Origin of the sequence: Enterobacter sp. J49 (genome assembly GCF_002148625.1) — a bacterium.
Classification (GTDB): Bacteria; Pseudomonadota; Gammaproteobacteria; order Enterobacterales; family Enterobacteriaceae; genus Enterobacter; species Enterobacter ludwigii.
Genome location: NZ_MWPY01000019.1, coordinates 153,607 through 178,398 on the forward strand (window position 1 = coordinate 153,607; position 24,792 = coordinate 178,398).

General features: G+C 46.5%; 22 protein-coding genes, 1 tRNA gene and 1 pseudogene. 11 read left to right on the plus strand and 13 right to left on the minus strand.

What is annotated here, in order from left to right:
- Positions 1-15 precede the first annotated feature (15 nt).
- The 3 genes from BJP35_RS03100 (at position 16) to BJP35_RS03110 (ending at position 2,418) form a co-directional block, all read left to right on the plus strand.
- Entirely contained in the window at positions 16-744 is a 729-nt protein-coding gene (locus BJP35_RS03100; protein ID WP_014168419.1) for a hypothetical protein, read from the plus strand.
- A 104-nt stretch (positions 745-848) separates the two neighbouring features.
- Positions 849-933 (plus strand) — tRNA-Leu (locus tag BJP35_RS03105).
- Between the two features lie 198 nt (positions 934-1,131).
- Positions 1,132-2,418 carry an integrase arm-type DNA-binding domain-containing protein gene (locus BJP35_RS03110; protein WP_057101748.1) on the plus strand — a complete coding sequence of 429 codons (1,287 nt, stop codon included), beginning with the start codon at positions 1,132-1,134 and terminating at the stop codon, positions 2,416-2,418.
- A gap of 391 nt (positions 2,419-2,809) precedes the next feature.
- On the opposite strand, the gene BJP35_RS03115 is transcribed toward BJP35_RS03110, so the two are convergent.
- The 11 genes and pseudogenes from BJP35_RS03115 to BJP35_RS03160 all read right to left on the minus strand — a co-directional run bounded on the left by BJP35_RS03115 (position 2,810) and on the right by BJP35_RS03160 (position 15,759).
- Entirely contained in the window at positions 2,810-4,828 is a 2,019-nt protein-coding gene (locus BJP35_RS03115; protein ID WP_057101749.1) for an ATP-binding protein, read from the minus strand.
- Between the two features lie 15 nt (positions 4,829-4,843).
- The gene (locus BJP35_RS03120; RefSeq protein ID WP_057101750.1) at positions 4,844-6,205 is read right to left on the minus strand and encodes a Shedu immune nuclease family protein; all 1,362 of its coding nucleotides are present in this window, start codon (positions 6,203-6,205) and stop codon (positions 4,844-4,846) included.
- A 9-nt stretch (positions 6,206-6,214) separates the two neighbouring features.
- Complete coding sequence (locus tag BJP35_RS03125; RefSeq protein WP_057101751.1) at positions 6,215-7,423, minus strand: restriction endonuclease subunit S; 1,209 nt, start codon at positions 7,421-7,423, stop codon at positions 6,215-6,217.
- Between the two features lie 2 nt (positions 7,424-7,425).
- Positions 7,426-8,904 (minus strand): N-6 DNA methylase, encoded by a 1,479-nt coding sequence (locus BJP35_RS03130; RefSeq protein ID WP_057101752.1) that lies wholly within the window; start codon positions 8,902-8,904, stop codon positions 7,426-7,428.
- Between the two features lie 2 nt (positions 8,905-8,906).
- Positions 8,907-10,697: an AAA family ATPase gene (locus tag BJP35_RS03135; protein WP_057101753.1), complete on the minus strand. Its 1,791-nt coding sequence runs from the start codon at positions 10,695-10,697 to the stop codon at positions 8,907-8,909.
- Between the two features lie 3 nt (positions 10,698-10,700).
- Entirely contained in the window at positions 10,701-13,016 is a 2,316-nt protein-coding gene (gene hsdR, locus BJP35_RS03140; protein WP_057101754.1) for an EcoAI/FtnUII family type I restriction enzme subunit R, read from the minus strand.
- Entirely contained in the window at positions 13,016-13,240 is a 225-nt protein-coding gene (locus tag BJP35_RS03145; protein ID WP_057101755.1) for a helix-turn-helix transcriptional regulator, read from the minus strand. The genes hsdR and BJP35_RS03145 overlap by 1 nt, the downstream gene beginning before the upstream one ends.
- 350 nt (positions 13,241-13,590) lie before the next feature.
- The gene (locus BJP35_RS24805; protein WP_143349614.1) at positions 13,591-14,001 is read right to left on the minus strand and encodes a putative zinc ribbon protein; all 411 of its coding nucleotides are present in this window, start codon (positions 13,999-14,001) and stop codon (positions 13,591-13,593) included.
- 7 nt (positions 14,002-14,008) lie between these two features.
- A pseudogene (locus BJP35_RS24810) lies at positions 14,009-14,392 on the minus strand (putative zinc ribbon protein); the annotation flags it as partial.
- A 234-nt stretch (positions 14,393-14,626) separates the two neighbouring features.
- Entirely contained in the window at positions 14,627-15,268 is a 642-nt protein-coding gene (locus tag BJP35_RS03155; RefSeq protein WP_057101756.1) for an inovirus Gp2 family protein, read from the minus strand.
- Positions 15,269-15,525: 257 nt separating this feature from the next.
- Positions 15,526-15,759, minus strand: coding sequence for an AlpA family transcriptional regulator (locus tag BJP35_RS03160; RefSeq protein WP_057101757.1), 234 nt, complete (start codon positions 15,757-15,759; stop codon positions 15,526-15,528).
- Between the two features lie 380 nt (positions 15,760-16,139).
- On the opposite strand from BJP35_RS03160, the gene BJP35_RS03165 reads away from it, so the two are divergent.
- The 6 genes from BJP35_RS03165 to BJP35_RS03190 all read left to right on the plus strand — a co-directional run bounded on the left by BJP35_RS03165 (position 16,140) and on the right by BJP35_RS03190 (position 20,550).
- Positions 16,140-17,369: a hypothetical protein gene (locus BJP35_RS03165; RefSeq protein WP_057101758.1), complete on the plus strand. Its 1,230-nt coding sequence runs from the start codon at positions 16,140-16,142 to the stop codon at positions 17,367-17,369.
- Positions 17,370-17,538: 169 nt separating this feature from the next.
- Positions 17,539-18,117, plus strand: a complete 579-nt coding sequence (locus tag BJP35_RS03170) for a hypothetical protein (RefSeq protein ID WP_057101759.1) — start codon at positions 17,539-17,541, stop codon at positions 18,115-18,117.
- A 138-nt stretch (positions 18,118-18,255) separates the two neighbouring features.
- Positions 18,256-18,993, plus strand: coding sequence for a DUF3944 domain-containing protein (locus BJP35_RS03175; protein ID WP_057101760.1), 738 nt, complete (start codon positions 18,256-18,258; stop codon positions 18,991-18,993).
- Between the two features lie 19 nt (positions 18,994-19,012).
- On the plus strand, positions 19,013-19,699 hold the full coding sequence (locus tag BJP35_RS03180) for a WYL domain-containing protein (RefSeq protein ID WP_086462898.1): 687 nt from the start codon (positions 19,013-19,015) through the stop codon (positions 19,697-19,699).
- A 12-nt stretch (positions 19,700-19,711) separates the two neighbouring features.
- Positions 19,712-20,152, plus strand: coding sequence for a hypothetical protein (locus BJP35_RS03185; protein ID WP_057101762.1), 441 nt, complete (start codon positions 19,712-19,714; stop codon positions 20,150-20,152).
- A gap of 35 nt (positions 20,153-20,187) precedes the next feature.
- Positions 20,188-20,550 (plus strand): hypothetical protein, encoded by a 363-nt coding sequence (locus BJP35_RS03190; RefSeq protein WP_057101763.1) that lies wholly within the window; start codon positions 20,188-20,190, stop codon positions 20,548-20,550.
- A 244-nt stretch (positions 20,551-20,794) separates the two neighbouring features.
- Here BJP35_RS03190 and BJP35_RS24515 read toward each other — a convergent pair whose 3' ends face one another.
- Positions 20,795-22,612, minus strand: coding sequence for a hypothetical protein (locus tag BJP35_RS24515; RefSeq protein WP_204375255.1), 1,818 nt, complete (start codon positions 22,610-22,612; stop codon positions 20,795-20,797).
- A 272-nt stretch (positions 22,613-22,884) separates the two neighbouring features.
- On the opposite strand from BJP35_RS24515, the gene BJP35_RS03200 reads away from it, so the two are divergent.
- Entirely contained in the window at positions 22,885-23,505 is a 621-nt protein-coding gene (locus BJP35_RS03200) for a hypothetical protein (RefSeq protein ID WP_057101764.1), read from the plus strand.
- 359 nt (positions 23,506-23,864) lie between these two features.
- A complete protein-coding gene (locus tag BJP35_RS03205; RefSeq protein ID WP_086462899.1) occupies positions 23,865-24,668 on the plus strand; it encodes a hypothetical protein in 804 nt (267 codons plus the stop codon).
- Between the two features lie 15 nt (positions 24,669-24,683).
- On the opposite strand, the gene BJP35_RS03210 is transcribed toward BJP35_RS03205, so the two are convergent.
- A partial coding sequence (locus BJP35_RS03210; protein ID WP_143349615.1) for an IS3 family transposase occupies positions 24,684-24,792 on the minus strand: 109 nt, incomplete at its 5' end.

A 24,792-nucleotide genomic window follows, 5' to 3' on the forward strand; every position in this document is an offset into this window, starting at 1 on the left:
AGAAAAGGATGCGAGATGAATAAAACGTGGATCCGTATAGTCGTGGTGACTCTCCTGGCCGCCGTCGTGGCGTTCTGGGTCTACTTCGACAAACAACGCCAGCACACCCCCGAACAGCAGCTTGATACCACCCTCAACGCAATGCCCGCCTGGCAGGTGATTAAAGAGCAGGAGCCTGTGCTTCATCAGCGCATTCTTGACCAGATGGCGGCCCTGCAAAAAGCCGGCGAGCCGGAGCAGAAGATTATCGACACCATCCAGCCGCAGATCCTGCATCTGCAGATGTCGCGTCTGCAAAACGCGCCGGACGCTAACGTGGTGAACTATATGACGATCAACATGGAGCAGACCGCCGCCATCCAGAAGGTGAGCGACGACGCCTGTTTCCGTTTCCTCTACCCGGCGGTAAAAGGGGGCGTCAACCCGATGCGCATGCTGGATAAAGACCTGATGACGCGGCGCATGCAGGCCGACGCCGACATGATGCGCGCGGCCTACGGCAAAAATCGCCACACCGTGACCCCGGAAGAACGCGAAGCCGCGGTGACGGATGTCCGCCCGATTATGAAAACGCTGGCCGACAAGTACGGCGAGGACATCCAGCTGCTGCAGATGCCGGAGAAGGCGGTGGGCAAAGAGAAGCTCTCCTGCGACATGGTGCAGGAGATGTGGGCGAAGGTGCTGGCGCTGCCAGAGCAGAAGTCGGCAGGCGTGATTCGGCTGGCGGTTTCCGAGGTAGAATGACAGGGCGCTGGTTTTTTGGGCACTTAGCGTAGGTTTAGCGCGTCGCCGCTTGCATGGCGGCGCGCGACAGGTATAATCCACAACGTTTCCGCATCCCCTTCAGTGCCGAAGTGGCGAAATCGGTAGACGCAGTTGATTCAAAATCAACCGTAGAAATACGTGCCGGTTCGAGTCCGGCCTTCGGCACCATCGGAACATCAATAGACGTCAACGGACGTCTTTTTTTGTGCCTGAAATCCAGTATCCGCAAGGCTTTCCTCGCTTTTTCACTCAACGTAAGTCAACCTGATTCAATCTACATCAACTTACTGATGTGGGTACAACTGCGGGTATATCCCGGTTCGATAATGTTTGTACCCACACAGAACCTTTGAAAGGATACTCATCATGGCTCTGAGTGATGTGAAGGTTCGTTCGGCTAAGCCTGAAGCAAAAGCCTATAAGCTTACTGACGGCGATGGCATGGTTTTGCTGGTTCACCCCAACGGCTCAAAATACTGGCGGCTTCGTTATCGTTTTGGCGGTAAGGAGAAGATGCTGGCGCTTGGGAAATACCCTGAAGTGTCGCTGGCGGATGCCCGAGCACGCCGGGATGAAGCCCGTAAGCTGTTAGCTAATGGCGTCGATCCCAGTGAGAACAAGAAAGCCGTTAAGGTAGAGCAGGAGCAAGAGGCGATAACGTTTGAAGTGGTTGCCAGAGACTGGCATGCCAGCAATCAGAAGTGGTCTGCATCACATAGTGCTCGTGTATTAAAAAGCCTCGAAGATAATCTCTTTGCTGCAATTGGTGAGCGGAATATCACTGAACTAAAGACCCGAGATTTACTTATTCCCATCAAAGCCGTAGAGACATCTGGACGTCTTGAGGTGGCAGCACGTCTTCAACAACGAACAACAGCAATTATGCGATTTGCCGTGCAGAGCGGTTTAATCGATTACAACCCCGCACAAGAGATCGCTGGAGCGGTCGCCACAGCTAAACGTCAACATCGAGCTGCGCTAGAGCTTAATCGCATTCCTGAATTACTTCATCGCATTGATCACTACTCCGGCAGGCTGTTAACCCGGTTGGCCGTGGAACTCACTTTGTTAGTTTTCATCCGTTCAAGCGAGCTACGTTTTGCTCGCTGGTCAGAGGTGGATTTTGATACGGCTATGTGGACGATTCCTGGTGAGCGTGAACCGTTGGAAGGCGTTAAACACTCTCAGCGTGGCTCTAAGATGAAGACCCCGCATCTTGTTCCGTTGTCGCGACAAGCTCTCGCTATTTTGGAAAAGATCAAAAGCATGAGTGGAAACCGAGAGCTGATTTTCGTTGGTGACCATGATCCGCGTAAGCCTATGAGTGAGAACACTGTTAATAAATCACTACGAGTCATGGGCTACGACACGAAAACAGAAGTATGTGGGCATGGATTCAGGACGATGGCGTGTAGTTCTCTAATTGAATCTGGATTGTGGTCGAGGGATGCAGTAGAGCGTCAGATGAGTCATCAGGAACGTAACTCTGTGCGTGCGGCTTACATCCATAAGGCGGAGCATCTGGGAGAGAGGAGGCTGATGCTGCAGTGGTGGGCGGATTATCTGGATGCTAATCGGGAAAAGGGGGTTAGTCCGTTTGATTTTTCGAAGATTGATAGAGTGAATCGACAGAGCGATAGTTCCGCTCAGTAAAATTTACTTTGTAAAGTTGGGAAGCTAAATAAAAGGACGCCTGGCCGTAAAGATGGCTAAGCGTCTTTTAGTCCTAGGGTTGATAAAGATCGATATTGTGCGATATCGATCCTTACCTCACTTTTTATTATTTTATTACAGTAACTTGTGGTCGTATATTGTGTGGCTCAGACATGAAGTCATTTTTTAGAAAAATTGATAATTCAGGCCTAAATCTAACTATGAAAAATGGAATAATTCAGTTTATCAACGTTATTGCTCCAAAATATCGATTGCTGAAGGGCTAGTGTTTTAATAAAGCAAGATGCAAGAATTTGTAATCCTGTATCACCAGTGCGGCCTGACATTAGCAATACAGCAAATTCTATTGCTCACCCCCCCCCTTACCGATTCAAGCGGAAGGCAATCCAAGCTTGTCGAAGAATGCCCGGTTACGCTCTCTGGCCGCTTTTACTAATTGATCAAAACTAATCACTTCGATATAGGCATGGGAAGGTTCGTTATAACCGAAATAGCCCATGCCATCAGATGTAATCCGCAGATTGGCTCGACGACAGCGCCGGTGCATGGATTCAGTAATGTCACAAAGCACATAACAATAGCCCGGTATTTCATTATTGCCCGGAATTGGGCGACCGGATTTTGTAGTTACTTTACCCTCGCGTATCCGCTCTAAATAACTGAGTGCTTGATCAATAGGGTCTTTATCTTCACCCTCTCGCATATCATTACGCATGGGGCGTTTGATTTCGATAATGGTAATGGCTGCAAGTGGAAAGCTGATCTGGTCGTTAACAAGAAGGGGATTATCGAATACTCTTAGGCTGAGTAAGTCTGGCTCTTTGGTTGATTCATTGCCAGTGATTGGCATCGAATTGAGCGTTTTATCAGAAGCCAAATAGTTATGAAATGCCAAGCGCTCATCGATTAGCCAAAGGTTACAAGAGTCTAGGAAAACCTCGACGGAATCCTTGCGCATAGGCATGATTAGTTCGTGAATCATATCTTCACGGGCGTACTTTCCGTCCTCTAGTCGCTCAATAGATTTTTGTAACAGATCGATAATAACCTTGCGGTGTGAAACGTAATTGGCAAGATCTGATTTCTTAAGGTCCCCTGCTTTGCGTAGGTAGTCGCCTAACCGTTCTTTATATTCTTCTACATGCTCCTTATTCTGAGGTAGCATGATGTCATGGCCTTCGCTCACCAACTGACGCTCCACTTCATACCACTGAGCATGCAGGTGTAGTTCCAGCTCTTTATCTGATTTTTCTGGGTCAACGATCAATAGCTCTTCTGCAACATAATTGGCAATGGGGCGATAGCGTGGAGCATGATTGTTGATAAAATCATCCACTCGTTTGCGGCCAGCCGACACGTTTTCTGCCAAAACATCTTGCAGGTACTCTTTGGTACGAATCAACACGGCTTCCCTAATGTCTTTGAAGCTTACTTCGTTGAGCATGTCCTCAACATCTTCAGCAATATCAAACGAGGTACGCTCACTGCGCACATGTTGATTCAGGTAGTCGGAAGATATGTAACATGTATAAGTAAACTCACCGGAAACGTCAGAAATTTTTCCGTACAGTCCAGGAATTTTTCCTTGAATGGACTCTTCTTTAACCAGTCGATTAGCTGCGCAGAGTGCCAGTTGGTGTTTTTTATTAACGGACGCACGAAATTTGATATGAGTTAATTCGAATTGGTGGTCACGAATTGTTATTGTTTCGAGAAAGGCGCTGGCATGCATATGTTCTTGGAGCAAAAGATCGAGGTCAAACACCTCGTCCGTGTCTTCTAAAAGTATCTTGGGTGCGCTTCCCTGCCGTACAAAATACCATAGAACATGTTCCAGCAGCTGATTGGCTATGGACTGGCCTTTTGCAGGGACCTGCTTTCGAAAGTTTTCATCAAAATCAAGCAGTTTTATAATAGTGCCAGGTTTTTGGTATGTGGCTTCTACAACCTTTTCATCGTGGACTCCCGATTTATCGTCGAAGCGGAATATGCGTTTTTTAAGCTCACCATCAATATCGAAAAAGTGGCTTTCCACTTCGACCAGACCAAACACTTTGAGCCACATCAGGCGGCCAACACCCCTGCACCCTTTGTCAATTTTGTGGTCAGAATCTAGGGTTTCAAATGACTTAAAGTTGGCTTCATCAAATCCACAGCCATTATCAATTATAGTGAAGCCGATAATTGGCGATTGGGATTTTGCGTCTAAATCTAGGCTGCCTTGAGTAGTGCGATTGATGCGAAGAACGATCTTCCCGTTAAGGGGGTTCTTAGTCTCTTCAATAGAATGAATGGAGTTTACCACCGCCTCAAATACTGGCATTAGGCCGTGACTCTTAGGTAATGAAGTATTCCGTAAACGGCCTTTTAAATTTGTTTGTAGACTCACGGCGCAGCCTCCTCTTTATTCATCACTATTGTCGAGAAACTCATGCAGTTGCTTTAACTTGAGTAAGAGCTCATCAAATGTAGTGATTTGTACGTTCTTCGAATTACGTCGATACATCTCAAAAGACTTCTTCTCGTCTTCATCACTCGGCATTGTGCCAATTACTAAAATACAGTGAACAGCGTATGATTCAATGTCATAAATTCGATTGTTATTCTTTATCGTTGCGATGTTTTGCTGTAGCTGATAACACTGATCGAGTACTTGTGTTACAGATCCGGTAAGTTCTGTGGAGGCGCAATAAACTGAGCCTCTGTAGGGCTTTTTGTTCAGTAGGTCGGAAGAAGGTTTTTTGATTTCAATGAGAGCTAAGTTGTTCGTTATACCATTTTTTATTAGATAGTCCGTGATTTTTTCGCCATCACCAGTCAAACGTTTGCCGCCAACACTTGCCTGGTCTGATATTTTTATTGCTGGGTAGCCGAAGGCAAGACTTAAGATAAATGGGTTCTGATTGAAGAGTTTCTGCCAGGTATCTTCTTTAGTCTTTTGGTTTAGCAAGTCTTCATAAGAACCAATCAAACGCTCTAATGAGACCAATTCGATGTCATTTTTCAACTTGGCCAAGGTGAGTGAGTCAGTTTGTTTTACTACTGATTTGTCTTCCGTAACCATACTCATTGCGGCTTGCTTGTCAGTATCCGTTATCTTGATCCGAAGCATCTTGCTAATGTGATCATTGTCGGCAAGTAACGGTTTTTGCTCAACACCCAATTGATAAGCAATATGGTTGTAGGTGGCGGCTGCCTTCGTTATACGCGCAACTTTCCGAGCTCTTTCTGTTATGCGGTTACAAGCGCGGCGCATTTCATCATAATCATACAAATTTAGATTAAAATATTCATAATCAGTACCGCCAGTTTTTTCCTTATTAATAAGAAGACATTGATACTCAGTATGCTCTTCAATGGCTGAAATTATCGCACGATATTCTTTTGTCAACCCCAAACCATAGCGAATGTCTTTGATAAAACCTGCCGGCAAAAGTTGCAAGCATTCAACGACCTCTTCTTTTGTGTAAGGTGCTGAGTGAAAATCAATTTCAATATCAATTTGATGTATTCTTTCATACTTATTTTTTAAGTATTGAGGATGGGTAGGTAAGGTATATATGGGAAAGATCGAGATAAAACCATCCTGACCGCTAAAAATTGCAATCTTACTTTTGTGCTGACTCGGAACTTTCGTATCTATTCCTGCATCTTCTAGCTCATGGGGGCTCGGAAGATAAAATATCTCCGTGCAGTTAGGGAATAATTCTTCAATCTCAATATTCAGCTCTTCAGGGCTGAAATCTTCGGGCAATAGTTTAGCCATGCTCTCTCCTTAGAGCTCGCCTTTAAAGGCGGAATCGAGAATTGATGCTTTCAGTTGCTGCATCATTGTTATTTTTTCAGAGATTTCAGCCTTCACTCTTACAGCCATTTGGTCGACAGCATTGATCTTACGCACAATGTCCCTTTGCTCTTTAAGAGGGGGAACTGGAATTTCTATTACGGATAGGATTTTTAGATTGATGTTTTTCTGTGCTGCGGCATTCGCTTTACTGTCCAGTTGCTGCTGAAGTGTTGTTAGGAAGTAATAAAGGTAATCGGTTTCTAACTCCGAAGACGAAATACCAACAACACTATCAGGAAAACATGCATCCATTCCTAGAATTGCAACATCCCCAATATTGGCTGCTATTGTTAGACAGATAGTGCCCTTTGGCCACAACTTACTTTGTTGAAACCCTTTCTCATTATAACTGTTTGAAAAAGTTGTGATGTATTTTTGTGCATTTCGTACATCACCCGTTTGTATGAACGGATAATCACCACCAAACAATGATTTGTCATTGCGAGGCCTATGCTTAGACTTTCCACGCGCCACTTCAGCAACTTCATTTAATTTTCTTAATGGCCACTTATCATCACCAGAACTAAATATATTATTGAGTTCGCTTGCATAGAGCGCATCAGCAAGCGAGGCGTTTTCCTGTAAATGCTCAATGGCGACGTCGATACGGGTGAGTAATGCATCGAGTTTTTCGACGATGCGTTTTTGTTCTGAAAGCCAGCACATCGGAACACTAACATTTTTTAGGGCTTTTAAAGGAACTCGTTGTCTACCAGTTGCGCCTTCCATTTGGCCTATTAGGAAGCTGCGAACAGAAGGCGAACGAAAGAAGTGCAACAGATACTTTGGTTCAACACACTCAAATGCATGAATTGGGTAAACTTCAGTAGTTGCGAACCCACCGTCAATTTTATCTATTAAAGCAGTTTTATTATTTTCTGTGCATGGTGTAATTTTTGCGAATAACACAGCATTGCGTTGGAATTTTGTATAACCCTTTTTTACATCATCAAAATTTCGCAACTCATAAGTATTTTTTTGGCCTGTGTCTTGATCAATGTCAGTCATGCCAACGAATGGGATCTTTCCCTCCACGTCTGGAATTGGCGTAAATCCTCGTTCAGCGCCAATCAGGGCGATTTCATCTATAGCGCGCCACTCCCAACCAACCGGTAATTGATATAAAACCTGCTCCATGCTTATTTATCCTCCAACAGATTTTCAATTTCATCCAGCAGATCAGATATCAGTTTTTCCTTGGCGCGAATTTTCTTAAGAATATCGCTTGGCGCTAAGTGTTCGGCGTCTTTCTGTTTGGCTGGGTTTTTGGCAGATAAGTCATACTCTTCAGTCAACTTGCTGGCTGAAACCGTCCACGAATTCTCTGTGGTTTCCCGTCTGCTATACAGCGCAACAAACTCTTTCAGGTGGTCATCAGTGATCGGTTTGTTCTTGGTGAGTTTTTGCTCTGGTTCGCACTCGTAATACCAGACATCGCTGGTGCCGCCGCTGCGTTCAAAAAACAACACGTTGGTTTTCACGCCGGAATACGGCAAAAAAACCCCAGCAGGCAAGCTTAAAATGGTATGTAGGTTAAAGTTTTCCAGCAGTTCTTGTTTTACCTGCTTAAATGCGCTGTTGGTTTGGAATAACACGCCTTCTGGCACTACAATCGCCGCCTTGCCCCCGCTTTTCAGGGTCTTCATAAAATGCTGTAAAAACAGCAACTCGGTTGCGTTACTTTGGATGGGGAAGTTTTGCTGAATCTGCGATTTTTCTTTTCCGCCAAACGGCGGGTTGGCCAGAATAATGCTGTAACGGTCTTTTTCCTGAATATTGCGAATATTTTGGGTCAAGGTGTTACCACGGAACAGGTTGGGTGATTCGATGCCATGAAGGATCATATTCATCATACCCATGACATACGCCAGCGAGGTTTTTTCATAGCCGAAGAAAGTATCGCGCTGAATGAAATCCCATTGCTTGGTGGAGAGTTCATTCTTTTTGCTCTTCAAGTGTTCAAAGGCTTCGACCAAAAAACCGCATGAACCTGCTGCCGCGTCGTAAATGCTCTCACCGGGCTTGGGGTCTATAGCCTGCACCATGGCGCGCACTACAGGGCGAGGGGTATAAAACTCACCCGCATAACCCCCGGCATCGCCCATGTTTTGCAACAAGCCTTCGTAGACCAAAGAAAGCTCGAATAAATCGGACTCAGACTGGAAGTTCAGGCTATCCACAATATCCAGCACTTCGCGCAGGGTATGACCTGAGGCCACTTTGTTATCCAGATACTGAAATATCGCGCCAATTTTGTAGTTGAACGACTTTGGGTCTGCGCCATTTACGGTTACGTTGGCGAAGCTTTTCAGGTATGGGAAAAGCTGACTGTTCACATAATCGGTAAGGTCATCTCCTGTTTTGGCGCGCGCCAAATCCAGCTTGCCATCGATAGTTTTGGGGCAAGCCCAGGTTGCCCAGCGGTGTTCCTTATCCAATACGGGTTGATAGTCTTTGCCGGACAATACTGCTTCTTCTTCTTTTTCGGACTCGTAATCATCGAGAAACTTCAAGAACAATACCCAGGAGGTTTGTTCTGTGTAATGCATGGCACCGCTGATACCATCGTCACGGCGCAGAATGTCGGTAATGCGACCAATTTTTTGTTGTAGTGACATGCTTAGAGTTTTCCGATAATAAAATTGTACATATTAGTGATGTCTTCGCTGATTTCGGCAGGCGGAATCAGATCGATATAGGTCTGTAGTTTGTCAGGATCTAAACCTTCGGTGGTATTAATTAGCGGGTTAATTGTATCTTTAACGTTGAGCCTGCGAATATCGTCGTTATCATTAGGGTTGTTTGGCTGTAGATGATTGCGCTGAGCAATATCACCATTGTTGATTTGACTGAGAAGATTGTGATGCGCCAAAGCAGTGTATGAGAGTAAATAGTTTTTGATTTCTCTGCGCTTCCACGCAAGTAAATATGGTGCCACCCTCATTCTTTGCGGCCACTGAACTGCATTGAGCAAGTCACGGTATATTTGTCCGTTCACTTGTACACCATTGGCCGCGTTCCAATCCAATACTGCCTCATCCCGATCGCAAATCATAAATATTTTGGTTGTGAGCAGAGGAGACTCTATCTTGCTCAGACTATGTAGCCAATCGATCTTACGTTTACCAAAGGTCTCGCTTGCCGTTGTATAGCTTGAAGACTTTTTCATAGCATACACTGTAGATAGCTGATCTATATCTAATCCTGCACGTGCTGCAAGTTTGGTAAAGATAACCCAATCGTTGTAATCGTCTAACAACGCTATATTTGGTAGCTTGCCACATACCTCAAACTCAACGGATTTTGCGCGTGAAAGTACACTCAGACGATTGATCAACTGTTTGATCTTATTGTCTTCGCTGATCCTGCCTTTTTCTACGACTTTCAGGTGCTCAATACGATTCTCTTTTGCCGAAATGGAATCGAGCAAGTGTGTCGTTGTGATTGCATGACCTCTTATGCTGTGTAGAAGCGCCCAAAGTTTTTCGACATTTTTATAGTGAAGATGAGAGTCTGCTTCGTCAAACAAGTACAATGTGCTGTCAGAGTCAAAGAGGTCAATTAGCGCATACAAAAACAGGAGTTGGTATTCGCCATCGCTAAATTGATCCAACTCAAGATTGTTGTTAAATAGGAGTTGGCAACGCGACTTATCGATAAAGTAGTTGTTATCGGCTGCTTGCGTAAAAAAAGCCACTTCCGGGTCCCAATTAGTAACCATTGCTTGGGCATTTGGCTGACCCGCTTCAACTTGATCATCCCCGGCCTGAATTTGCCTTAGGTAATCGAAGGAAACTCGGATTAACCCGTTGGCTGTGAGATTAACGGTTCGTTTTCTTAGAGGTTCCTCAAACTCGTATTCACGAGATATCAGGTTGGTAATAAAGCTTTCTAGGGAGCGAAAGTATGGCGTTCCACGTAATGTATCGGCTACACCGCTTTCTTCACGCTTAAGCGCATCCTGCACGCGAACGATGTAGTTTTTATCCACTTTAAAGGCACATTTGAAGATTGTGCTGATATCGTCTTTGTCTGGCGACTCGTTAACATAATCATTTTCAACCAGAAAAGAGCGTACCTTGCCATTCCGTTTGATTGCGGTAGCTAAAAAGATCAGCAGCTTTGACCATGATTTGTCGAAATAGAAGCAGTCAAGATTGAGGCCGCGCCCAGCATGCCTTTCTTTTTTTAAATAGGCACTGAACTTTGCGGAGTAGTTCTCATTCTGTCCGGAGGAGAAGCACACGATCTTAAGGTTTTCGTGATCTCGGCCTGTTAACCGTTGTTCAAATACTGACTGTAAGATACTGGATTTACCAGAGCCGTTCTCACCAATCAGCGTTGCGACTTTATCGATGCGTAGGGTCTGTGCATATCGATGTAATGGGTTAGGGGATAAGTTCAGTTCCATTAGTTAGCTCACGTGATAAAGCTGGTGTTGTAGTTGTTTGAATGCTGCGAGCAATTGTGCAGGTCTGCCGCCAAATGCCATGGACGCATCTTTTATAGTGCCGAGGCCGGAAAGTTCAATTAGGGTTGGCAGGCACTCTCGTGCCAATTCTGTAGTGCCGGTTTGTTCATAGCGGTTCAGGACAAAATGCAGGAATTTCTTGGCTTTTTCCTGTTCGTATTGATCGAAGAATGCGTTATTAGTCCTCACAGCCTCCACTCTTGATTTTCGGGTGGCCATGGGTTGCTCAAATGCTAAAAAAGCCAGTAGATCGAATATGTCGCATTCATCGGCCTCGAACATGCGACGCAGGGCGAATAGCTGCTCATTGTCAAAGCCTGCCTGTACCAGCTTGGCCAGCAGTTGTTGGCGCAGGTCAGGGTCTGACCAGATATCTCTGAGTTCATCGACACTTTTGAATAGTCCTGGCAATTGTTGAATTAGCCGTTCGACGAACTCCTGAATCGAGAGAGGCTTACCGCTCTCGTCGATATAGCGGGTTTCTATATCGATGACCTTGATTTCACGGTGTTTACCGAGTTTTACTTTCAGTCGTGGGCGTGGTTCGCTTGGTTCAGTTTCTGTCCTGTCTCCATCTTCTAGTGGCTCGGGGGAACAGGGCGGCGGCGTTGGTTCTCTGGTTCCGCCCGGCTCGGGAGTTTGGGGCTCTCCATCCCATTCTTCGTCATAGAAGTTATTAGTCGCACCGCGAAAATCCAAGATGGTGAAGTAGTCTTTACCATCGAACACACGGGTACCACGACCAACAATCTGTTTGAACTCGACCATTGAGCCTATGGTTCGATCCAACACTACGTTGCGCACGTTACGGGCATCAACGCCGGTAGTGAGCATTTGTGATGAGGTAATAATAGTAGGGATGTTTTTGTCGTTATCCTGAAATCTTTCCAGTAGTTCGCGACCGACCTTGCCTTCGTCACTGGTGACTCGCACACAGTAATACGGGTCTTTAACTGCTTTGTGTTTGTTGATCATGTCGCGCATGGTTAGCGCATGATTTTGGTTTTCACAGAAGACAATAGTTTTATCCAGTGGGGCGATGTCTTGCAAAATAGCTTTCGCAACCAACTCAGTGCGTTCATCTACAATGATTTTGCGATCGTAGTCTTCGATCTGATATAAATCTTGACTAGACTCGCCTTCGACGATGACATCATCTTTGGTGAGTACTAATTCATCCAAATTAGTTCTAATGCGCTTAACCCGGTATGGTGTGAGAAAACCGTCGTTGATACCGTCCTTTAGTGAATACTCATAGGCAGGCTGGCCAAAGTATTCATAGGTGTCCACGTTGTCCGTGCGTTTTGGTGTGGCAGTCAAACCCAAATGCACGGCGCAGCTGAAGTGATCAAGAATGGCTCGCCAGGAACCTGCTTCATTGGCAGCACCTCTGTGACATTCATCAATCAATACCATGTCAAAGAAATCTGTGGGATAGGCTTTATAGTAGCCATCAATGTTTTCACGTTCCGCAATCGCCTGATAGATCGCAAAAAAGATGTGTGCGTTGGTTGGCACCACGCCATTGCGCTTGCGAACTTCCTCCCCATTAATTTTAATCAAATCTTTTTCATAGGGGTTGAAAGTGTTAATGGCTTGGTCCGCAAGAATATTACGATCGGCTAGAAACAGAATCCGCGGTCTGCGCGAACCGGGGTTGTCGCGGTTCCAGCGAGCCTGAAATACTTTGTGAACGATTTGGAAGGCAATGAATGTTTTACCAGTACCAGTAGCTAATGTGAGCAAGATTCGGGATTTGCCCTCACCGATTGCGTCTGTAGCGGCATGGACTGCCAGTTCCTGGTAATAACGTGGTTGCATTGCTCCTTCCAAGTGAAACGGGATGTTTCTTAGTTCTTGACTTAATCCGGTAGTTTCACTGGTATAGCGTTTTTCTAGCTCTACTGGTGTTGGATAGAACTCAATGTAGTCGCCTTTGCCTGTTTCCAAATCGAATTCGTAGGTTTGTTTACCGTTGCTTGAATAGACGAAGCGAACGCAAAGCTTCTTAGCGTAGTCGATGGCTTGTTGCAGGCCTTTCGTAGGATGCTCGGATTCTTTTTTAGCTTCCACCACTGCCAAATAGCGACTGTCTTTATGAAGCAGATAATCCACAAAACAACGCCGCCCACGCATACCACCTATCATCATTCTACCGTCGGTGAAGTAATGCTCCCGGCTGATGTTGCTCGATAGCCAACCAGCTGAAACCAAAGCTGGATCAATATAGTTCGCTCGAGTATCTGCTTCAGAGGCCATTAGGCCGCTCCTTGGTCATTTGGGCTTGGTATCAATTCCAATAGCTCACCGACAGTGCAATCAAACAGTACGCAGATCTGCTTAATGGCATTTAGATCTACCTTTTGTGCCGTCTCTTTATAGAGCAACGTCACTGTAGCGCGGCTGAGCCCAGTTTCCCTGGCAACGTCTGCAATGCGCAATTTGTGTTCGCCCATCATTCTGGCGAGGTGGCAGCGGATCATGGCTGTGACTCTGGGTATAATGGTAACGTAAGATAATATCACGACTTACTGATTTACATAGTATTTTGTGAGTTGAAATTTAATTTTGCCGTTCAAACTACGTTTTTTTACGTTGGTAACAATTGGGCTGGCAAAGAAATGACAAATATGGGAGATCGTCGAGTTGGCTTAACTAAGGTTCCTATTAATCGATAACTCTCAGCAAATTATGACCCCTGTATCATTTGTCAAATGCCCCAAACCAATACAAAAATTATTGCGAACGACACTGCATCGTGGACAATGCTTAACCATATGTTGCATTTATATCACCCCATACGATAAGCATTGATGTAAAAAATAACTGACGCTTACCAGTTAAATCCGGCTGAAGAGGCATCAGATGATTCTTTCGCAAAGATTTCTGACGCCTTGATGCAATGCAGTCCCGAATCGCAAATGGCACAGCGCCTGTTTCCAAAGTGTTGTCGGTGGCACAGCAGGCAGAACCACCACACCATGGGGGCACATGGATTTTCCTGTATTTCTGGCAGATCAGCTTCAGCGCATAACTCCACGTGTTTCGCAGTGAGAGTACGTGGGTCATGGCGGAAGTACGCAGGCAGATGTGGCTCACGGCCGTAAAGTAACAATGGGCAGCGGCAGTGTAGACAAAAGCAGGAGCATTCTGCCGTTAGCCTGGCCTTTTCCGCTGTGATGATTCGGCCGTGTATGCTCATAGCCAAAGTCGTCAGGGACTTTTGTCTTTGATATTTCTTCATGTCAGCCTCAATACAGCGATGACAGAATGTCCGGGGTCTCCAGATCGTCTGACTCGCCGGTTAATATAAATCGTGAACAGGGGCGAGGGCTGTATACCGGCAATGCCGTCGATACGTCTTCGATACTGTAAATTCCGCTGCCGCAAATCACACAGAATTTATGCCCGTGATAATCCTGCTGGCAAAGCACGCAACGCCAGTCCTTCCCCTGATTCGTATACAGTGGGAGCTGCTCCACGATTTGTCGCAGATAAGCTAAGCGATCATGCTTTTTTCTTTCTTCTGCGATGTAGGGGCAACTCTCCGCTTTTGAAGGCGTCAGGCACATAAGGTCATGGGTAAAACACGCTTCGAGTCCATTAGATGATTTATGCAGACGAAGCTTACTGAGACAGGATGTACAAAACTAAGTTTGTTTTGGGACATCTATAGCGTTCCATGAGGTGGAGTATTTTCCAGCAGCGTTAATGGCAAGGTATTGCGGGGTCATTTGCATGATGAAACTCCTGCCTGCTTAGCAGGCGTGACAGAGCACCGCCAGAGAACGGGCTCAGGTGCAATTGAGTGAGAAAAGTGAAGCGACCATTAACGCATTCCGCTAACAGTCGGATGGGGATTCAGATCCTTAGCGAGGCTTACGACGACTGCCGATAAGCGAGGGATTATCTTGGCTGCAACCAAAGGAACGTCCGTCACCATATCGCTTGCTGGTCTCCTTGCTCAGATACAGTGCCCACTCAAATGCTCTGGAATATTGCGAGGGCTCATCCTGGTTGTTCCGCCGTTCAATCCAGATGGGTTGACCATCCGGAAACCGGACCCGTGAAGCGTACTGCGGCCAGGGGAGTGACAGCGCACTACACCAGGCCTTCTGAATCAGGTTCGCCAGGGAAGGCAATTTCCTGCTCTCAGGAGGATCAAAGCTCCCCAACTGGTGGAAGGCATCTTTGTTGAGCAGCAATACAACATGATAATGGCGGTTACCACTTTGCAGTCCGTATTCACGACACCAGATATAACGCAGTGAAGTGGGGTGGTCACAGGTGATGCCTGCCTGTCGTTTGGCGCTAAACAGTGATGCCATATGGGTTTTCAGTGAATCGATGAAGCGTGAGATAACACGCTCATCCCTGCGTCCTGTACCTTCAACAGGGAAACGTAAGTCAGCACGGAATACAGCCAGCCGGGGATACTGCTCAGTTGCCGCATCAAAGACCTGACGGGTGCGCTCTGCGTAACTGGCATTAAGCAGGTATGTTGAATTCATGGGGTTGTTCTCGAATATGGGTTTGTGTCATCTGAATGACAGGGCTATTCCCTCCAGAGGGAAATAGCCTGCTCAGATCACAAGGGGTATGTGTTTATCTGATGAGGAAGGGATATCTGTTTACTTACCTGTTTATCTCTTTGTTTATCTTTTATTTATAATAATAAACCCGCGTTTTCCTCCTGCTCAAAAGCATCGGCACGCATGCGTTTTATTCATCCGATGCCATTGTCTTCGTGGGTTTTATCACTCTGGAGTTATTTTTCTTCGGGCTGCTCCTCTTCACGTGATTCTTCGATGCGTTCTTTCAGCCATTTTTCCACCTCGCTTTTAAACCAGCGTGATGCACGACCTAACTTTATCGGCTTCGGAAACTTCTTCTCCTTGATGAGCTTGTAGAACCATTTATCTGTGAGACCGGTGAAGGCGGTGATGAATTTCATGTCGACCATCTGGTCACTGAGCAGACTGACGGGTGCTGATGCTGGCATCTGATGTACTCCCTTGAAATGACAATGTGGCGGGAGGTGTCGATAACCAGTGGAGAGGGCGACGACACTTCCTCAAGGGATTGGCAAAGCTGGTCAAGAAATACCTGGAGCTTCAGAGCGCTACCTTCTTCAGGGGATACCTGAAGCGGTATACATCGAATTCACTACTGTGAAAAAATGAGCTTTGCAGGTTTTATTATGCGATCAATGATGAGTATGTTATTGATTGGTTGAGTAAAAAAGATAATATAAAATGCATAAAAAATTCATTAATACCATCATAAAAGCATCATCATTACAGTCATTATTATTGAATGTAATCAGTCATGTTTATTACTATGTAATTATTAGGTGAGTAAACTGATGAAGGCAGGCTAAGGATGTCGAGAAATAACAAACGGAATAAAAAAGCACAAAACAGTAACCAGAGTGATGGTCTTGCGCAGGCGGTAAACAGCGCTCAGAAGGAGCTGGTTAGCACGTACCCGAACGTCCATATTCCATCCCCGGCAGATCTGGGGCTCGAACGACCTGAACCGAAAAAGATACCTGACAACAACGATATTGATACTCAATCTGCGACGGATGAAGTGCCACAGATTGATGACAGCGTGATTAATAAGTTTGATATTAGAAAGCTGAGAATGGCACTGGTGACCCTAGCAGAGGCGGGAGCTGATATGTCTGATCTCGTCTTCATTAACCCCAGCAACAGCTCTCCTGCACGGGAAAGAAATCGCTACCTTTTTATTCAGCAGCCGTACAACAATCGCCTGGAGTTAATCACGCTGGTGAAGCGCTATGCCAGACGCAGCCGTTTCAGGGATGAAGGGATGCAGGCGTTTAATCAGGCAGTGAAAGAAACATCGGCTTCCTATCTTATCGAGGAGTCAGCCCTGTCATGGCTGAAAGATAAAAAAGCAGCCTGTTGGGCGTGGTGCTATATCAAGAATCAAAACAAACCGTTCCCCTTGCCTCCCAATTCACACTTCCAGGCTAATGTCAGTGTGTATCACCCCACCTTTGTCGATTCTGAGCATATGCCTGCGGATATTCCGCCATTTTACAGCGACACCGGTATTCCTGAGCCTGAATTAAGCCCTAAAGGGTTGCTGGAAGCAGTCACTGCCTTTTTTGACCACTGGCTTGTTGAACGTCATATTAAGCACGGCGAAGCGGATAAACTCCGGCGTATGTGGGAAGCCCTGAACCAGCGGGCGGAAATGAAAAAGTCGCCTTTTGATTTCCTTGATGGCGGCAACAGTGACGCCATTGAGTGGTGCTGGTCGTATGTAACAAACAAAATGTTCGGTATAAACTGGTACAGATTCAGTGCAACATCCGACAGCGATCGCCGAGCACTCCTGGATAGCCTGTACCAGGTATGGGAATGCCCACCGGACACCCGAAAACTCTTTATACATGAACTCCGGCGAGCCTGGAGTCAGCGGAAGTTCCGGGCTGAACAAAAGCAGCGGAAATTGTTCCAGGCGTATATCGCTCCCCGGACAAAAGAGAAACTCAGCCAGCTTGCTAAAGAACGGGGGATGAAAATGAATGAAACACTTGAACGGCTCATCGAAGATGCCTACAGCCTGATGAAAAAGTAGACGTCGGCTGCTGTCCTTATACGACAGAGAGAAATGACTGTTCCTTCTCCACCTTAAAAACCGCAAATAAAAAAAACACAGACACATATCACCTTAGCGACAGCCAACAGAGGCTGTCGTTAAGGAGGTTAGTCTGGATATCAATGTCTTACGTAAGCTGTTTGACGAGATGTATACCCTGGCTGTTGAAGGCACAACCATCACCGATTCAGCAACTATGCTGGCTGCCAGCTACCGGCAGCCAGGCAAAAGCCCCCGTGATGTGGCGGAATCCCTCGTGATGTATGAATCCATCAAAGCATGTGGCTCTGGTTTTGCCTGTGGCCTGGCGGGAAGCGCGTTATTGCCACTGAGCGTAACAGCCGATGTCTGTTCTACGCTGTTTATTCAGATGCGACTATGCGCGGCGGTTGCCATCACTGGCGGGCATCGCACAGATGACCCACGGGTACGACTGCTCTGCTGGGGTGCGGTTGCCGGAGATATCTGCGCGGATGCCATCAGTGGTATTGCCACTCGCCTGTTGAATCAAGCAATGACATTACCAGAGGCTGAAGCTGCATTGCTGCCCACCATGCGCGATGGACTACGCGTCAGTTATGGCGGTCTTTCACTGAAAGAAAGTCTGTTGGTCTCTTTGTTGGGTGGGGCTGTGAGTGGCACGGCCGCCTGGCTCATCACCCGCCTGACAGGGCAACTGGCAATCCGTCTGTTTCTTCCACCACCAGCACCGCCCTGCGCAGCATAATCTTTCGTATTTCTTTTTCGGACACCACCTGTCCGCTTCACTCCATTTAACCCACTGATTTTTATGCCTCTGCGGCCATGCCCGTGCAGTCGTGTTTGTTATCGTTTTTTCCTGACGACACTGACACAAGAGAAATAGATGGCCACATATCGCGTTGACGCTGACCTGCAGTTCCTGGCGCACTGTGACAATGAGGACCTGGATTTACTGGTCAACCTCATTACCCATGACCCACGGGATAAAAGTCTGCGCTGGGCTGAAACACTTTCCGGCAGTGACAACTACAAGCGCTTTTACCCGGCCCACCGTAATTACTGGCAGGAGATAGCGGCTGAAATCCAGACCTTCGGTGCCAGCAGTATCACCAGTATGTTCAGAGGCGGAAAAGGCGTGTTGTACCGGGAAGTGTTATGCGATGTCTGTGAGCATACAGGCGTGAAATACAGGAAGGAGGAGGCAACCGAAACCATTGAGCTCTCCCTGCTGATGAAGATGCTCGAAAAAAGCCTCAGCGAAATGTCCCGGGCTGAGCTGCGGGAGTTTGCTGACAGCATGGGCACGGAACTGACCGCACCAACGGTGCCGCTGATACTGATGGCGATACAGACTGCTGTCCGGTCTTCCGGTTTTGCAGCCTATCGTCTATCGGTTGTGATGCTCAGTACGCTTGCGAAGGTGGTACTGGGGCGCACACTCCCCATCGTGACTTATCTGACCCTGACACGCTCTATCAGTGTACTGGCCGGTCCGGTTGGTATCGCCCTGAGCACCGGTTGGCTGATTGCCGATATGGCAGGCCCGGCACGGCGGGTTACGGTTCCAGCCTGCCTATTGGTCGCTTGTCTTCGTCAGCAATATCTATACAAATCACTGTAATCAACGGAAACCCTTCACTATGTCTGCGGAAGAAAAGCAGCACGATCGCATGGCATCACGGCTGGCGATCATCATCAGTCGCCTGCTGATGGGGGAACGGTTGTCAGTCAGGGGGTTGTCACAAGAGTTTCGTATCTCGGAGCGCACCCTGCGCCGGGATTTTCGTGAACGCCTGAGCTGTCTGGAACTGACATACCAGCAGGGTTGCTGGTCATTGGCCCACCAGCACGAAGGGCTGCGCACCAACCGGGACATTCTGCATTTTGCACGAGTAACCCGCACGGAACAGCTGTTCCCGGCGATGGATAACCGGCTGATATCGGTGCTGACTGACAGCTCGATAGAGCCACCTTTTATCGTCTGGCAGTCTCCACCGGAGCGCAAGCCCGGTCCCTTCGGCAGTTTCTGGCGTATCACACAGGCCATTCTGGAACGAACTCTGCTGGATCTGACCGCAGAGGGGCAGCAGTACCGCTGGTTCGCACCTTACCGCCTGATCTATTTCGAGAACGGCTGGTATCTGGTCGGAGAGCACGCCCGGCAACTGCAGGTCTTTCTGCTGGAAAGCATTACCGATGTCTGCCTGACGCCAAGGCAGTTTCTGCGCAGAAGACAGGTGAGTGAACTGACCGGTGATCCGCATTTCATTCACTCTTTGCCGCACTTCCGGTTTGTCAGGAGAGTGGTGGCTGAAACCGATAATTAAGGACACTTTATTATGAAAAAGACCGTACTTGTGCTGATGCTACTGGCGTCTTCTCAGGCCAGTGCCGCCGCTAATACGTGGACCCGCACCAGTGTGCAGGGCGTAACGGAATACCGGATACAAAACAAAAATGGCGCTGAACTGTTGCTGACCTGTTTGCCGGAAGACAATGTGTTCGTTCAGTACACATCACCCGATGGCAAAACTCTCGCCAGCGGTGGAGATGATGGACGCAGCGTTCAGGCACAGACCGACAACAGTGACACGTTTCTGATTAACGATACATTTTCTGATGCCGGGGGCAGTAACTTCGAAGCCTTCTGGAATGCAGCCAGAAAATCCCATCGTATCCATATAACGGCGACAGGACTGACCTCAACTACCTTCACCTTCAGCAATGCCGCAAAGATTCTGCCTGAGTTTGATAAATCAGGATGTCTGACCCGCATCTGAGCCTTTATTGCTCTAACAAAAATAAGGAAAAAATAATGAAAACAGCAATGAGTGCCCTCGCCGTGGCACTGATGATTTCACCTCTACTGCACGCCGCAGAGGCCCCGGTCAGGATTGGTCTGGAGCAGGTTAAAAATCCGTATTACCCGAATCTACATCAGCAGCGTGTTCATGTTCAGTCATTGACTGACAGCGTCACCATTAACAATGTTGTCGTTAACCGGGGTAATTGCCCTATTCAGAAGATGCCCACGGTCTACGCAGGTAGTAAGCCTGTAGCACTGGTACCTGCAACGTTGCCTTACGGGAAAGAGATTGCCGTCTACATTAAAGGCCCATGCAGTGTGGCAGAGATTAACGTCATCACCAGTCAGGGGGACTGGCTGATGAAGAACTAATTGTCTGCCTGATGTCTGGTCTGACAATCAGTTGTCAGACCCTGTTATTCTGTTAGTCCTTAAATAAAAGAATTTAGGTATTAATACTGCGTATTAATAGCCATATATAAACCCCTCCCCCGTATGGTCCCTCCCCTTACGAAGAATTAACCATATTATACATCTTTACTTCAGCATATTGAGTATATGCCGCTCAACGCCTTACAATTATAAGTCATGAGTCGGCTCCTCAAATCCCGCTTGTTTATTCCTGACATATTACGCACCCGAATGCTCCGACCTCAGTACACGCAGCGAAGAAGGATGATAGCAACCAATATAGCTGGACAAAGTATGGACTCGGGGTATTACCCGCTTCAATATCCCTAAATGTTTGCTCGACTGCAGCTTTGCTCAGAGATGAAGTCACAATGGCCACACGTTTTGAGGTGTGCGGGGCATTCCTGCAAATCTCCACTGCAGTCTTTAAATCAGCAGATGTGCCACGGCATGTACGTTGAATACCTGTCCTCACATTGTTATTGCTGTAAAGTCGCCCCCATCGGGTAAACTTTTTGCTCATGGCTGGAGCGGGCAATGTGAGGTTGCCTAGGTTCTTGATCGCCTGGCTTACTGAAATGTGAAATGCGCCAGCTCCGAGTGTCAGCTCACCGTGCTTTGCATGATAGAAGGTGACTCTTGGGGAAGCAGGATCCGTTCTAAACCCAACGAAATCAGCCCATTCATCACCGAGATCATCGCAGACTATGACATCATCTTCTCGAGCGATCGTCGACAGTACTGCCCCGAACGTAGAATTTGGATCGAAAGTACGATGGGCAGCAGTAAAGGAACCTTTCTCATCAGTTACGGTTGCTAACTCTGCATTACTGAAGAGATAGCCCAAGAACTGAGTGCCACCATTGACCAAAGTGTCGTCTTGATAAAGACTTCCATCTAAATAGGCAAATTTCGGCTGGTCAAACAAGACGATAAACGTGTCCTGTTTGTCGATGAACTGCTTAAGCGGGGCGCGATTATCATCCGCGCCAAGTGCGAAATGAGTGTCCTCAACGTATACATCGGCGAGCAAAGGCAGCGAAAGGCGTTTCAGAGCGATTCGCGTTTTATTGATCGCGATCTCACCTACCTCGAAACCTGTTACTGGCTGTGACACCAGCAACTTGCCATGGGCGTTTTTGGCAACGCGCAAGATATCTGTGAGCTCCGCGAGTATCAGATCAACCTCTGCCTTTGGCAGCTCTCGATAGCCCATTCCGTCACGCTTGACCAAGCGGATGATTTTGTCATCAAAGATGGCCTGTCCGAGGATGGCGGTATCAACTGCAAATTGGGTGGGGTTTGCCGCCAGATCTGATAGCTCCAACGGTCGTGCGAAAGCTGCTAGGAAAGGGGAGGATGATGGTCTTCCAGGACGAGGTTGTAAGCGTTCGATGATACGACAGGCATAATCAACTAGTTCCAAATAGCCTGCACGATCCGCACGAAGCGAGATTCGCCCAGTGCGCGGCGTCGTTGAAAAGTGTTCGTCTTCTTCAGTGAAGCTGTAACCTAACGGGGCAAATCGAGCCGAGGATGCCATACCTACATTGTTCTGAAGGTTCTCGCCTTCAAGCGTCTTGCTGCGCAATGCAAAGCGGGACAGAGTCATATGCCTGAGTCGAACCCGGGCAAATACCGAGTCCTTACTCGTCAGTCCACGGTCGACATCTTGGGCACCGATACGCTGCAAATACCTTTTCGAGAAATCAGGAGGGATATCGATCTGGGATTTGAAAATGGCAACATAATCGCGATGCTCGACTATCAGCAAATATCCGGTTACCCGGTCGATCACGCCTTTAGTGCCAGGCAGGAAAGCCGGTACCTTGTCGAATTGAAAGCACAAAGCAGACCAAATTGATGCTCCGTGGGGCTGCCGAATGAAAGAGAAAAAATTGTTGGAGGGGGAAGTTTGCGCCTTTCTGATATCCCGGAACAGTTCCGTGATCGCGACTTTCGTGATTGGAGCTTTTTGGCGGTAGAAATAGCAAGATTTGCTGGCTTGAAGTTCGTCGATCATATCCGAGTCCCTATGAAAATGGACGAAGCGAAAATCCCTCAGAATGAGATGCTAACCCAGTACCATCATTATTGTCTAGATAGTTTCTTGCGGGCAAAAGAAGGTTCGTAAGGGACAGCTCCGTGCCAGAAGCGGAACTTGAGAACTTCATAGTACGATTAATCATTATGAAGCAGGTCAAGCAAGACCAATATCACTGTTTTGAACAAATCCCCCATATATAATGTTTTGACTATAGTCTTATAAATTTATTTGCAAGGAGCGAAACCACAATGTCTAAACGCAAGCAAAAAGAATACGAAAACCCTGGCTTTGACTCAACAATCTATGTTTTTCCGCAACAAATTGCCGATACAGCGAACGCATTCCGCGAGATAGCGATTAGCCTTTCTAAAGGTCATCTTGACGCGCATGATGTCAAGAGAAATGTTATATATACTAATGCAGCTTTTGCAATTGAGCTTTATTTCAAGTCATTTCTAGTGAAAAGAGTTTCAGCACCATTCGATTGTGTTGTTGAAAATGGGGAGGTTTTTCAAGCTGAATTTGATGATGAAAACCGTGTAACTGTTTGGCACTCACGCCTAGTAGTTCCTGAAGAGTATCAAAAGCACAACTTGCAACTGCTTTTTAACGCTCTTAGCGACGAACTAAAAGAACGCGTGATGCAAGAGGTTCTGCAGGTAAGTACCTCGATCAAAACTCCGGCGGACTTACTGGAATTCTTCAACGTCGTTAAGAACTATTTTGTTGATAAGCGTTATGAGTTCCAAGATTTCATTTTTGGAGTTCCCAAAAACTCTCATGTTATCTATGTCCTAATTCCTGTCTTAAATGCCATTGGTAAAGCTCTGGCGACCCCGCCTGATGTACCTATTACAGAATTCATGTAGGCTCAGCGAAAGAAATTGATCTGCTCCCAGCTCACTAACATACCGCGATGCTTGTAAGGCTTTAATCAGCAGTGGAAATAATCGTGAACTTCCGCTCCTCGCTCATAGCAGCCTACTGCAGCATCAGCAGGCTGCTATGAGCGAGGAGCGGAAGTTGGAGTGCCAGATGTCCTCGAAAATGATGGTTCGTTTTGTAGGGAAACTGACACAACGCCTACGCTGTTTCTATGACTTTTTCAATTGGATTTATGCATGACGGTGATGCCTTCATTTCGTCAGTGCTTGCCATCTCAGGGATAGACGATTGATAAGAATGGTTTATATACTTGTGCATATCTACAGATTTTTCAGGTACTCGCATGAAAATGACACGCTTAGAAGCTATAAAGGCATGGGGTAGAGCAAGCCGTGAAGGTAAGCCTATTCCCGATGATGTTAGAAAGGTACTGATCAGCACTCAAAATGATAGCAGTCATGATTTTGGTGTAGAAGCTCCTAAAGCTAGAGTTAGTAAAGAGCAAGTAAAAAGGAATATGAACGGCAAGAAGCCGTTAGCTACATCAGATTATATCCGTAGTGCGGGAGGTGTTTTGACTCCTGAACAAATGGAAATATACAATCAAAAACGTAAGTTAGATTACCAAAAACGTAAAAACAACCCTCAACACTATTCAAAGTTAATACAAGACTTTATTTTGTCTGGGTTATCTAAAAACCAAGCAACTAAGAAAGCAAAAGCAATTATTTTAAGCGCAACCCTAGATAAACTCAATAACGATAAAAAATCTCCTGCTGTCAGAACAAACCGAATTGTTAAATCAAATACTTTACTTAATGAGGGAAAGATTAAATCTGATCCCTGGCACAGGGCAAAAGTTAAGCAAGATGAGATCAATTTATCTAAAGTCGAACAAAGACGGATCGATACAGCACTTTTAAGACGCCCTATTTCATGTATTGAATGCAAAATTGACTTTAAATCATTTGGTAGATTTGTAGATCATACTAAGGATGTTCATCATGCTAGCGTAAGTACACCTAAGTTAATTGTAGAAAATGAAGCACCTATTGACACTGTTGATATTATCATTGAGTCGCCTGTATTGCCAGCTAACGAGCTAGTAGAGCCTGTTGTTTCTATTCCTGTTACCAAAGCGCCATGAATCGCCACGGATAATCTAGACACTTCCGAGCCGTTGATAATACTGGTTTTCATATTCTGTCGGTGACATCTGATTGCTCGAACCATGCCGACGCTTACTGTTATAAAACATTTCGATGTAATCA